11 protein-coding genes are annotated in these 12,877 nt (G+C 45.1%); 4 read left to right on the top strand and 7 right to left on the bottom strand.

Going from position 1 to position 12,877, the window contains the following annotated elements:
- Positions 1–72 precede the first annotated feature (72 nt).
- The 4 genes from glgA to topA form a co-directional block, all read right to left on the bottom strand.
- Positions 73–1,533, bottom strand: a complete 1,461-nt coding sequence (gene glgA / locus ACUALS_RS05070; protein WP_454448996.1) for a glycogen synthase GlgA — start codon at positions 1,531–1,533, stop codon at positions 73–75.
- Complete coding sequence (glgC, locus tag ACUALS_RS05065; protein ID WP_038138894.1) at positions 1,523–2,740, bottom strand: glucose-1-phosphate adenylyltransferase; 1,218 nt, start codon at positions 2,738–2,740, stop codon at positions 1,523–1,525. Before glgC ends, glgA begins: the two co-directional genes overlap by 11 nt.
- A 387-nt stretch (positions 2,741–3,127) precedes the next feature.
- A complete protein-coding gene (locus ACUALS_RS05060; protein ID WP_454448995.1) occupies positions 3,128–4,825 on the bottom strand; it encodes a GGDEF domain-containing protein in 1,698 nt (565 codons plus the stop codon).
- Between the two features lie 196 nt (positions 4,826–5,021).
- The gene (gene topA, locus ACUALS_RS05055; RefSeq protein ID WP_454448994.1) at positions 5,022–7,655 is read right to left on the bottom strand and encodes a type I DNA topoisomerase; all 2,634 of its coding nucleotides are present in this window, start codon (positions 7,653–7,655) and stop codon (positions 5,022–5,024) included.
- A 367-nt stretch (positions 7,656–8,022) separates the two neighbouring features.
- Between topA and ACUALS_RS05050 the strand changes: the two genes are divergently transcribed.
- Entirely contained in the window at positions 8,023–8,271 is a 249-nt protein-coding gene (locus ACUALS_RS05050) for a YciN family protein (protein ID WP_038138902.1), read from the top strand.
- Positions 8,272–8,347: 76 nt separating this feature from the next.
- Here the strand turns inward: ACUALS_RS05050 and aroA are convergent, their stop codons facing one another.
- On the bottom strand, positions 8,348–9,628 hold the full coding sequence (aroA, locus tag ACUALS_RS05045; protein ID WP_454448993.1) for a 3-phosphoshikimate 1-carboxyvinyltransferase: 1,281 nt from the start codon (positions 9,626–9,628) through the stop codon (positions 8,348–8,350).
- Between the two features lie 158 nt (positions 9,629–9,786).
- Positions 9,787–10,242 (bottom strand): glycine zipper 2TM domain-containing protein, encoded by a 456-nt coding sequence (locus ACUALS_RS05040; RefSeq protein WP_454448992.1) that lies wholly within the window; start codon positions 10,240–10,242, stop codon positions 9,787–9,789.
- A 16-nt stretch (positions 10,243–10,258) separates the two neighbouring features.
- Between ACUALS_RS05040 and aat the strand changes: the two genes are divergently transcribed.
- The 3 genes from aat (at position 10,259) to infA (ending at position 11,974) form a co-directional block, all read left to right on the top strand.
- The gene (gene aat / locus ACUALS_RS05035) at positions 10,259–10,987 is read left to right on the top strand and encodes a leucyl/phenylalanyl-tRNA--protein transferase (RefSeq protein WP_454449220.1); all 729 of its coding nucleotides are present in this window, start codon (positions 10,259–10,261) and stop codon (positions 10,985–10,987) included.
- On the top strand, positions 10,977–11,675 hold the full coding sequence (locus tag ACUALS_RS05030) for an arginyltransferase (protein WP_038192906.1): 699 nt from the start codon (positions 10,977–10,979) through the stop codon (positions 11,673–11,675). The genes aat and ACUALS_RS05030 overlap by 11 nt, the downstream gene beginning before the upstream one ends.
- 80 nt (positions 11,676–11,755) lie before the next feature.
- Positions 11,756–11,974 (top strand): translation initiation factor IF-1, encoded by a 219-nt coding sequence (infA, locus tag ACUALS_RS05025; protein ID WP_001040192.1) that lies wholly within the window; start codon positions 11,756–11,758, stop codon positions 11,972–11,974.
- Between the two features lie 265 nt (positions 11,975–12,239).
- Here the strand turns inward: infA and ACUALS_RS05020 are convergent, their stop codons facing one another.
- Positions 12,240–12,818, bottom strand: coding sequence for a thymidine kinase (locus ACUALS_RS05020; RefSeq protein ID WP_454448991.1), 579 nt, complete (start codon positions 12,816–12,818; stop codon positions 12,240–12,242).
- Positions 12,819–12,877 lie beyond the last annotated feature (59 nt).

The raw sequence follows: 12,877 nt of genomic DNA, 5'->3' as shown, positions 1-12,877 counted from the left end.
TTATCTTGTCTAAAATTGAAAAAATACAAAAAAAGGCGTCATACGACGCCTCAATATACTTAGCTTGTTCCGTTAGCTATTAAGCGCACTGTGATAAAGCGTCAAATACTCATCCGCCGCTTTGCTCCAGCAGAAATTTTGCTCCATTGCGTATAGTTGCACGCGTTTTACTTCGTTAGGTTGTTGTGCGTAAAGCAATAACGAGCGCTGTAAAACAAGAAGCAACGCAATCGGTTCAGGCTCATCGAATACAAACCCCGTTGCGCTCGCAGGGTTCTCATCGTAGTCGTTAACGCTATCTTTCAGCCCTCCAACACCTCGGACGATAGGCAAAGTGCCATAAGCCATACTATAGATTTGGTTTAAACCACAAGGCTCAAACTCCGAAGGCATCAAGAAGAAATCCGAACCCGCTTCAACTAAGTGAGCTAACCCATTGTCATAGGCCTCGACAAACTTGAACTTGTCACTGAACAGCGCTTCCACCTCTTTCAGGCGCGAAGCCAATACTGGGTCACCGGTACCAACAATGACAAGTTGAACATCGTGCTTCAAAAACTGTGACAGGATAGGCAATAGGTAATGCACACCTTTTTGATTGGTAAGGCGACACACCATTCCATACATAGCGACATCTTTTTCAGCCAGCCCTACCGTTTCCTGCAAACTGCGCTTACACGCTCGCTTACCCCTAACCATACTTTGGCGGTTAGCTCGATAGTTGGCAGGCAGGTATGCGTCCGTTTCTGGATTCCAAGCAGAATAGTCACAACCATTTAGAATCCCCACTAGATCATCCGCACGACGCTGAAACTCGGCGGCCATGCCATGGCTACCCAGTTCGGTTTTCAGTTCGTTTGCGTAGCTAGGACTCACAGCATTAATTTTATCTGCATTTAGCACCCCAGCTTTTAGCATAGTGACGTGCGAAGGGCTCACCGCCGCATCAGGTGCGTAACGAGCATGAAACTCAGGTAGGCATTGCAACTCATCATAGCTAAACACACCTTTAAAGACTGCATTGTGAATCGATAAAACACTTTTAGTTTTAGCGAAAAATGGACAAGAGCCATAACGATGTGTAAGCAAAAACGGGACCAGTCCAGTGTGCCAATCATTGGCGTGAACAATATGCGGTTGAAAATCAAGCTTTTGCAGCATATCTAGAGACGCAGCGCTGAAAAAGGCAAATCGCTCACCATTGTCGGAGTAAGCTTGGTTATTTTCAGCGTACATTTCAGGACGGTCAAAATATTGAGGACAATCGATCGCATAAACAACAACACCAGAAATCGACAGTTCACGAACTTTATACGAGGTATGCGGCCAGTGCTCTAGCTGTGTTTCCAGAATGACTTGCGCTTGCTCTATCCCTTTTACATTTCGATAAGCGGGCAACGCTAAACGAACGTCTTGATTGAGTTCTCGGAGCGCTTCAGGAAGCGCCTTGGCCACGTCCGCCAAGCCGCCACTTTTGATCAATCCTTCGACTTCCGATGCTACGAATAGAATAGATAAATTCTTAGTAGCCAACACGAGCTCCTTTTGGAATAACTACGATGCCTTCATCGGACACATGGAAGTGCTTTTTATCTTCTGTAAGGTTCACACCAATTTGAGTGCCCGGTGCAATATCAGCATCTTTATCGACAATTACACGACGCAATACACAGCCTTCGCCGACTTTCACGTCGCCCAGAAGGATACTTTCACTGATATCACACGCCGATGCAATATTACTGCGGAAGCCAAGCACACATTTTTCGATTCTTGAGCCACGTACATAGCTGCCGTTACATACTAGACTATCGATGATTTGCACACGCCCGTTATCTGAGTCAGTAAACGTTGCGGGTGGTAATGGTGGGTAGTAAGTGTGTAGTGGCCACTTACGGTTGTAGAGTGAGAAAGGTGCATCTTTCTCCAACAAGTCCATATGCGCTTCCCAGTACGCGCCAATCGTACCTACATCACGCCAATATACTTCTTCCTTTTCACCTGTGATTCGGTTAGTGCTAAAGTCGTAAACGTAAACGTCTCCGCATGGGAACATTTTTGGAATGATGTCTTTGCCGAAATCATGGGACGAATCTGGGTTGTCCGCGTCTTCAATTAACTCAGAGAACAATCGATCCGCTTCAAAAACGTAGTTACCCATTGAAACCAATGCGTGCTCTGGGTCCCCTGGGATTGACTTTGGATTTTCTGGTTTCTCTTGGAAGCCGACCATACGCCCTTCTGCATCGACTTCAATTACGCCAAACTGCGAAGCTTCAGACAATGGCATACGAAGCGCAGAAACGGTCAAGGCCGCTTGCTTTTCTTTGTGGAAATCGAGCATCTGCTTGATGTCCATTTTGTAAATATGGTCAGAGCCAAAAATACATACTTGATCCGGTTCTGCCAACTCCATAAAACGTAAGTTTTGATAGATCGCATCGGCTGTCCCTTCATACCAACGCTTACCAGTGCGCATTTGAGCAGGAATAGGGTCGATAAAGCGATCGGTAATTCCATTAATGTTCCAGCCTTTCTTCAGGTGGTGGAACAAAGATTGTGATTTAAACTGAGTCAGTACGTAAATGCGCATCAAATCTGCATTAACAAAGTTATTCAATGCAAAATCGATCAATCGGTAACTGCCGCCAAATGGCACCGAAGGTTTACTACGAGACTCGGTCAACGGACGCAAACGCGAGCCTTCTCCACCAGCAAGGATCATACCTAAAACACCAGCCATTCTATTCTCTCCATATAATATTTTTTCGGATAAGCATATTTTTTTATTGGGGGGCTTATCTCATTTCCTAAGAGCGCACGACACGAAAAGCATGCCACTCTACAACCTAACGTCGTTAGCAATCCCTACACAAAAAATGTGCAAGAGGTTTATTATAAGTTATCGTATTTCAAAAAGATTACAATTTAAAATATGCTGTACTAACAGCCGCACACGCATTACTTTCCATCACTCTGGGTTAGCTCACACATTGCCCTCCAGCTGGTACAACTCCGTAACAGATTAACTACAAATTAGTGATACTTGCATGAATAACTGAGGCATTACTCGACTTTTAGAACAATTGAGATTGTAAATATATGATTAAAAAAGGATTGCAGATGCATGTTATGCAATTTGATCCGCAGGTGCTCGACAATGATGGATGTAGACCTTTTCGCCCGATTTTCCCTTAGCAAGATAAAGCGCTCTGTCTGCCATGGTCAAAGCCTCTCTTTCTGAGGAGCCTGGATGAATAACGGTCCCTCCTATGGCCAAACTGTCGGTTAGGCGTTGAAGGTGCTCGCTGTCCATTTGTTCTGATAAGATGCAAGATTTAATTCGTCCTGCAAGCTGATTCAAACTGCACGGGTACTTTGTTCGTACCAAGACTATAAACTCATCGTCCTCCCAACGAGCCGCTTGGTCATAGACTCGGATCGCGTGACAAATCCCTCGCCCCGCGGCTGACAACGTAGATTCAAAACTTGCCGACGCCGTTTCAATCGTTTCGTCATCCGTTAACCCCAGATCTATCCAAATAAGGCCAAAGGCAGTTTGCTCTCTTTTAGAGCGTGCAATTTCCATTGCCAACTCCTTCTCCAACCCCTTCTTATTCCACAACTGAGTAACAACATCGACCGTGGTTAATTCATCCAGCGCAGCAGTGCGCGAAACCACCATTTTATGGAGTGAGTGGCGACTTTTCGTCAGTTCTTCTTCTATAACAGACAAATGGTTTGCCAAGTCGCTACTGCGTTCACTAACAAAATAGTCACTCTCCTTCGCGAGTTTGTGAACTCGCTGGGCAGAGATTTCAAGGGGCTTAACCCAAACATTCAGCCAGTAATAGTAAGAAAACCCTCCAAACAACAGCGTGATCACGACAAAGATGTAACCCAAATTGCTGTACGTCCAAGGCGGCAACATGCTCTCTACATCAACAAACGTGAGCTCATACCATCCCAACTCTTCAATGTAGTTGATGGAGACGACCGCTCGTCCTTGATTTTGCTCAATCATCAGGGACTCCGCCTCTTGACCGTATTTTTGCTTGCGCATGAATTGGGTCAGCACCTCCAAATCTTGGCGATTGGGTATCATCGATGCCAAGTCGGGCTTCTCAAACTTCGCACTTCTCAGTGGATAATCGAACTGGCCAGATTCTAAAATTAGTTGAACCCTGTGCTTCTCATCTACAAAAAACGTTCTTAATGAAGAGGTATCAAGATGCGCCAACTGACTCGTAAAGAGATCAATATCCATCCCAGTCCCTACGATGCCGAGAAACTGACCTTTGTCGAGAATAGCTTGGTTGATCCAAACCTTAGTTCGATCGATATGGATGTCTTTCGCGATATTGACTGAAAGACGTTGGCCTTGCGCTTTTTGGTCAAAATACCAAGTGTCAGTTACAGAGGTTGGCTCTAAATAGTAACGAAGATATGATGGCTGGCGAATGCTAGGGACATCGTTGTAGTGATATGACAAGTCACCGTCAAGCGCGATAAAGAAATTCTTGGATTTGAATTGCCAACGATATCGTTCCAAAACAGCTTCTGCGGTACTACGATAGACTTCATCGCTCGCATTTCGGCCCCATGACACGATGTGCGGGTCTGTAGCAATCTTTTGGGCAAGTGCGACTTCTTCTAATATTGGTGCTAGCGTTTGCTCAATGTCATGCTGCGCAGCCACTTGGCTGTACTTCCAAATCAAATCTTGTACGACGCTATCTACAGCTTTCTTTGATACGGTATACGCGGTTACAGCAAACACACCACTGACCAGTATCAAGAACAGCAACAAGGTTTCTCTTAATTTCATATTATTATCCCAACTAACACTTAACCAATAGAAGCTACTAACTAAGTTGTCAAAAGAGATAACCATGAAATAAGCAATAAACATCTTGAATGCTCAAAAAGCATACATTCACTGCAACTATCTACTACTTTAGTGATATGACGCGTATTAAAAAAGCAGCCAATTGGCTGCTTTCGTTGTGTTGAGCGAAAAGTCGTTACTTTTTCTTAGCTGGCTTTTTACGCTTATCCGTAATTTCCCATTTACCGTCAATGTAGAGCGCCGTGTAGCCTGATGGCTTACCGTCTACTTCAGAGCGGACATAATTCTCTTTCGTTTTACGGCTGAAGCGCACAACCATTGGTAAGCCGTCTGGATCTTTCTCTGGCGCTTCAGTTAAGTAGTGGAACTTAGGTGAAATACGCTCTTTAAATCGAATCAGCTCTTCTACTAATGGTGCTCGAGTCTCGCGCGATTTAGGGAAAGTGCTAGCGGCTAAGAACAAGCCCGATGCGCCATCACGCAACACAAAGTAAGCATCAGAGTTTTCACACTCTAGCTCAGGCAGATGCACTGGATCTTCTTTCGGTGGAGCCACTTCGCCATTCTTTAGGATTTTACGCGTGTTTTTACACTCTTCACTCGTACAATCCATGTATTTACCAAAACGACCGTTTTTCAGTACCATGTCGCTGCCACATTTGTCACACTCGACAACGGGGCCATCGTAACCTTTTACTTTGTACTCACCATGCTCGACGACATAGCCTTCACAATTTGGGTTATTACCACATACATGAAGTTTACGCTTGTCATCAATCAGGTAAGCGTCCATTGCCGTTTCACAAATTGGACAACGTTTTTTCGCACGAAGGGCAGCGGTTTCGACGTCTTCTTCAAGAACGTTGATAATACCGTCTTCATCACCAAGGTTAATCGTTGTTTTACAGCGCTCTTTCGGTGGGAGTGCGTATCCAGAACAGCCTAGGAAAACACCCGTCGATGCCGTACGAATGCCCATTTGACGAGAACACGTCGGGCATTCAATATCGGTATAAACGATATGATTTGGCTTCATACCGCCTTCTGCTTCATCCAGTTCCGCTTTCGCTAAGTCGCCAGTGAAATCCGCGAAGAAGTCATCGAGTACATTCTTCCAGTCCGCATCACCTTCAGCGATCTGGTCGAGCTTTTCTTCCATGCGTGAAGTGAACTCATAGTTCATTAGGTCGTCAAAACTGCCGTCTAAGCGGTCAGTCACAATCTCACCCATCTTCTCTGCATAGAAACGGCGTTGTTCAACTTTTACGTATCCACGATCTTGGATCGTTGAAATAATAGAAGCGTAAGTAGAAGGTCGACCGATACCACGTTTCTCAAGCTCTTTAACAAGTGCTGCTTCAGTAAAGCGCGCTGGTGGCTTGGTAAAGTGCTGCTTAGGATCAAGTGCGACCAGATCAATTTTGTCGCCAACTTGAACCGCTGGAAGGATTTGGTCTTCGTTTTTGCCCATAGGACGTTGAACACGAGTCCAACCATCGAACTTCAGAATACGTCCTTTGGCTTTAAGGGTGTACTCTGCCGCTTTCACACTCACCGTTGTTGAGTCGTATTTCGCAGGCGTCATTTGACATGCAACGAACTGGTTCCAAATTAATGAGTACAGTTTGTGCGCGTCAGCTTCCATACCATTTAGGTCTTCGGCTTTGACAGAAACATCAGAAGGTCGAATTGCCTCGTGCGCTTCTTGTGCTCCCTCTTTGCTTCCATAAACATTCGGCTTAGCGGGTAAGTACGCATCACCAAACTCGCTGCCAATGAAACCACGCACAGCATCCACGGCTTCTGAACTCAAGTTAGTTGAGTCGGTACGCATATACGTGATGTAGCCCGCCTCATAGAGTCGTTGAGCTAACATCATGGTTTTCTTAACGCCGTAGCCTAAACGCGTGCTGGCGGCTTGTTGAAGCGTCGATGTGATGTAAGGTGCTGATGGCTTACTAGACGTTGGGCGGTCTTCACGTTTACAGACTTCGTATGCCGCTTTCTCAAGCACTGACATCGCCGAATTGGTTTCTGCTTCGTTAACCGGCTTAAACGCAACGCCGTCTTTTTGCGCCACTTGCAAGCGGAAATCTGTTTTGTCAGCCGTTTTAGTATCAGCATGAATGTCCCAAAACTCCTCAGGAACAAAGGCTTTGATTTCGCGTTCACGTTCTACCAATAACTTCACCGCTACCGATTGAACACGACCTGCTGACAAACCTCGCGCAACTTTTTTCCAAAGTAAAGGAGAGACCATAAAGCCAACAACACGGTCCATAAAACGACGCGCTTGCTGAGCATTGACACCCGGCATGCTTAACTCGCCCGGTTTTTCAAAAGCTTGTTGAATTGCGTTTTTGGTGATCTCATTGAACACCACGCGCTTGTATCGCTCTTCATCGCCACCGATGATCTCACGAAGGTGCCAAGCGATGGCTTCTCCTTCGCGGTCCAAATCGGTTGCGAGATAAACGCTGTCAGCGTCTTTGGCTAATTTTTGCAACTCAGCGACCACTTTTTCTTTGCCCGGAAGCACTTGATAGTTTGCTTCCCAGCCGTGGTAAGGGTCGATACCCATTTTTTTGATGAGCGCTTTGCGATCTTTTTCTTTTTTGATTCGCGCTTTTTCTTCAGCACTTAAGCCTTTGGTTGATACCGCAGCTGCTTTTTGACCCGTGCTTTGGCCAGCGGTCGGCAGATCACGTACGTGACCCACACTCGACTTTACAATAAAGTCTTTACCTAAATACTTATTGATGGTTTTCGCTTTGGCTGGCGACTCCACAATAACCAGTGACTTACCCATAATTGACTCAAGTGTCCTATAATGACGGCCAAACGACATTAGCGTATGGCATACTTAATGCTTCAGTTCTTTTTTTACTATTGAGCGAGATTGCAAGAAGATCAATATCTTTTTCAAAAATAAACTTTAACTGCTCGACAATTCGACGAAAGTCGATGGACTAGAAAGGGCCACATACTAAACGTCTGTTAATCCTAGATGCCAGTTTCTCAATAGTTTTTATGCCTCTTGTCACAAAACCAATCGTATGGGGGATTCCAGGCAGCTCGGTAAACCCTTGATCTAGACCATTTGCAATCCAATGGATTACTTTTAGAATCAACGCATCATTTCTTAGTGTTAACCATTACCACAAACGAGTACGACTATGAGCGATAAGAAAGTTATCTCGCAGTTTGAACTGCTGATGATTGCGAATCACATCATCCAAGAACACGACGACTACATTGAAGGTATGCGCGCGGACAGCGTAGAAGAAAAAGACGGTGTGTTGGTTTTTAAAGGCAATTACTTTCTTGATGACAATGGGCTCCCAACCCCAAATACCACAGCCGTATTTAACATGTTTAAATACTTAGCTCATCACCTATCAAAAGAATTCACCTTAGAAGGTTGAAGATAAATAGAACAAGGGTTGGTATTCAGTACCAACCCTTGTTTCTGTTATGCCCTATCGAATATGACGATCAAACTTAAGCGCTCAACCCCGCCAACTTATCAAAGTAGTCAGGGAAGGTTTTTGACGTACACTTAGGGTCGTTGATTGTCACTGGCGTATCGCTTAATGCAACCAATGAAAAACACATCGCCATACGGTGGTCATCATAAGTATCGATCGCTGCGTGAGTTAGCTTCGCTGGTGGATTGACGATGATGTAGTCTTCACCCTCTTCAACTTCTGCCCCAACTTTTCGTAGTTCGGTTGCCATTGCAGACAGACGATCGGTCTCTTTTACACGCCAGTTATACACGTTACGAATTGCCGTGGTCCCTTTTGCAAATAGAGCCGTCGTAGCGATCGTCATTGCCGCGTCGGGAATGTGGTTGAAATCCATATCAACGGCTTTCAATTCGCCAACTCGCGAAATAACATAGTCGTCGCCCCATTCGATCTGTGCACCCATTTTCTCTAGCGCATCCGCAAATTGAATATCGCCTTGAATGCTGTTTTTACCGATACCCGTAACTTTAATTTCCCCACCTTTAATCGCGGCGGCAGCAAGGAAGTAAGATGCAGATGACGCATCGCCTTCAACCAAGAAATCCCCTGGCGCTACATACGATTGGCCTTTGCGGATAACAAACTCTTGGTAGTTATTATTTTCAACGTTAACACCAAACTGTGCCATGATGTGTAGAGTAATATCGATGTACGGCTTCGAGACTAAATCGCCCACAATTTTAATCGTTACATCATCTTGTGCGAGTGGCGCAGACATCAAAAATGCTGTCAGAAACTGGCTTGAAATCGAACCGTCGATTTCGACCGTTCCACCTTTTAGTCCCGTACCGTGAATTTTAAGTGGCGGGAAATTCTCGTTCTCTAGGTACTCAACTTCTGCACCCGCTTGACGTAGGGCATCAACCAAATGGCCAATCGGGCGCTCCTTCATGCGAGGCTCACCAGTTAATACGTATTCACCTTGGCCAAGACATAGCGCTGCAGCCAAAGGGCGCATAGCCGTTCCGGCATTACCAAGGAAAAGCTCTAACGCTTGTGCAGACTGAAAGGGCTGACCCAAGCCTTCGACTTCACATACTGTCTTATCTTCGGAGAGTTGATAGTGAACACCAAGCTGAGTCAGCGCGTTCAACATATGACGAACGTCATCACTATCAAGTAGATTGGTGAGTCGAGTCTTGCCTTTAGCAAGAGCGGCCAGTAGCAGGGCGCGGTTTGATACACTTTTTGAACCAGGCAGGTTCACTTGTCCAGAGACTTTATTGATTGGTTGTAACGTAAGGCTTTCCATTAAAATTGATATTCCTTGCTCGCCCAGCGTTACTTACTGGGCGATGAAAAATTCTTCGTACTTGCAGACTATCTAAAATCCCTACGTAAAACCAGACCAAAACGGGGATTAACACTGAATAATTATGTCATCCGAGCTCATGATAGAAAACGAGATGCTCAATAGGTTTTATCGACTCTGACGCCTTCATCAAAATAGAGAATTCGGACGTCATCCCCTCGTTCGAATAACATCTGATTATCAACGTCTTGAATCACATCGATGAGCTGACCTTTCTCTGTTTTGATCAGAATTTCAACCAATCTATATTCTATTCGATACTCTTGGTTGGCGTGGTTTCGAGCAACGCCCGATCCAGCGATTGCGCCCACTGCAGTGGCCACTTCCTTTCCACGCCCATCGCCAAATTGGTTGCCGATAACCCCGCCAAAAACCGCCCCCAATAAGGTTTCCCAACCAGAACCTTGAGCTTTTACAATATCTTGCTGACTGATGTAACGGACTGTTTCAACTTTGCCAAACACGACATCATTAACCGGACGAGCCGTATTTCGCTGATATGCTGCATTGGCAATTAGCGGAAAAACCAATATGATCCACAATAATTTTTTCATTTTCATACCCTATTTCATGACGCTCTATCTTACCGAACTTGATCCAGATGAGATTTGGTTCCCTTCGCCACAAGATGCCTTGGACGACCCCAATGGTTTACTTGCTATCGGAGGCGACCTCCGCCCTGAGCGGCTTGTCTTTGCTTATCAAAACGGCATTTTCCCTTGGTATGGCCCCAATGAGCCCATCCTATGGTGGAGTCCCTCGCCAAGAGCGGTGTTTAACCCTAAGACATTCAAACCCTCCAAAAGTCTCAAAAAGTTTCAACGTAAACACGGTTACTCCGTCAGTATAAATAGAGCAACAGAGTTAGTCATTGACCAATGTGCAGCGCTAAGGAGCCCAGAAGAAACTTGGCTGAATCCCGATATGCGGTCTGCCTATAAACGCCTTGCCAGTTTAGGTTATTGTCACTCTGTGGAAGTTTGGTCAAACGACGAGTTAGTAGGCGGTCTCTACGGTTTATCCATTGGCCAGATCTTTTGTGGTGAGTCGATGTTTAGCGTAAAAACCAACGCGTCCAAAATAGCACTTTGGTTTTTCTGCCAACACTTCAAAGAGCATGGTGGTCAATTGATCGATTGCCAGGTGATGAATCCACACCTTCAATCGTTAGGCGCGTTTGAACTTGAAAGAGAAGAATTTGCTCAAAGCCTGCTATCATTTAATCAACACCCCGTAATGAAAGATTGTTTTAAACAACAGTGGCTAAAGTCACCAACTGAGGGATTAAATGAGCTCTGATCTACAACAGATCCGAATTGGACTCACAGACAGCCATCAATGCAGTTATTTGACCGACAGACAAGAGCGCGTCGCCGTTGCTCTTGATCCGTCAATGCATTGTGGTTCGAGTTACGAAGTCCTGCTTGCCAACGGATTTCGTCGCAGTGGTGATACCATTTATAAACCTCACTGCGACAACTGCAGTGCTTGTCATGCGTTGCGAGTTTCTGTCCCTGACTTTCAGATGTCAAAGAGTCAAAAGCGACTGTTAAACAAAGCCAAATCCTTTGAATGGACGCTGAAAGAAAGCATGGATGAGGATTGGTTTGAGCTTTACGCCCGTTACATTGAGGCGCGCCACCAAGCGGGCTCCATGTACCCTCCCAGGAAAAATGAATTTTCCTCATTTTCTGCTTGTGCGTGGCTGAATACTCAATACTTGCACGTCTACGATGATGGAAAGCTGATCGCTGTTGCGGTGACCGACATTTTGTCCAATAGTGCCAGTGCTTTCTATACCTTCTTTGACCCCGACTATGACCTCTCTCTCGGTACATTAGGCGTGTTGTTCCAGCTTCAATATTGTCAGCAGCAAGGCAAACAGTGGCTCTATTTAGGCTATCAAATTGATGAATGCCCAGCGATGAATTACAAAGTCCGCTTTCAACGCCATCAAAGGCTAGTAAATCAGCGTTGGCAAGGGTAGAATACGCCCCAACTTTACATAATTCATTTTTAGCGGCATTATGCGCTGGTAAAAATTGCCCATTTTGAAAAGAGGATTAAATGGCTAAAGAAGACGTAATTGAGATGCAAGGCACTGTCCTTGATACTCTTCCAAACACAATGTTCCGTGTTGAGCTAGAAAACGGCCACGTAGTTACAGCTCACATCTCTGGTAAAATGCGTAAGAACTACATCCGTATTCTTACTGGTGACAAAGTAACTGTAGAGATGACTCCATACGATCTATCTAAAGGTCGCATCGTCTTCCGTGCTCGTTAATCTCCGACTGCCTCGTGCAATCAGAATTAGTCGAATACAACAAAAAAGCGAAGCCTAGTGCTTCGCTTTTTTGTATCTCATGATTATCCTGTTCTCAGCCAAGTAAATAGGTATTGCTTCTACAAGCCGCTTGTTCATGATTGGGCTTCTGAGTAAGTATTATGCAACATGCATGCGCCAAATTCGGATAACTCATCACTAGGTGGCAATATTGATTTAGCGGCTTGTGGAATAATACCTACTTAGGCACCCTCTGACTCTTAAGCTATTTACCCAGTGCTTCTTTGTAGTGCTGACGACATACTGACACGTAACGATCGTTGCCACCAATCGCAACTTGATCACCTTCCGCAATCGCCACGCCATGCTCATCGGTACGGATAACCATGTTGGCTTTACGACCACAGTGACAAATGGTTTTTAGCTCAACCAGTTTGTCTGCCCATGACAGCAAATATTTACTCCCCTCAAAAAGCTCCCCGAGAAAGTCCGTTCTTAAGCCATAGCAAAGTACAGGGATATGGAGTTTATCCACCACTTCCGTAAGTTGATACACCTGCTCTTTCGATAAAAACTGGCATTCATCCACTAAAATACAGTGACGTTTTTCGACTTCATTGAGAGCAGAGATTTCTCTGTAAAGATCCGTTTCGCCATTAAATAGCTGCGCGTCAGACTGTAAACCGATTCTAGAGCTAACTTTTCCAACTCCGTAACGATCATCGAGTGCTGCAGTAAAGATGACTGGTGTCATACCGCGCTCTTGGTAATTAAATGATGATTGAAGAAGAGTGGTTGATTTACCCGCATTCATTGCCGAGTAATAGAAGTACATCTGAGCCACTGGGGTTTCCTGTTTAGAAATGTATAAAAACTAAAGAAAAGGGCTGAATTAACAGCCCT

This window comes from Vibrio sp. NH-7 (assembly GCF_053643215.1).
This window is presented reverse-complemented; position numbering and strand designations above follow the sequence as displayed.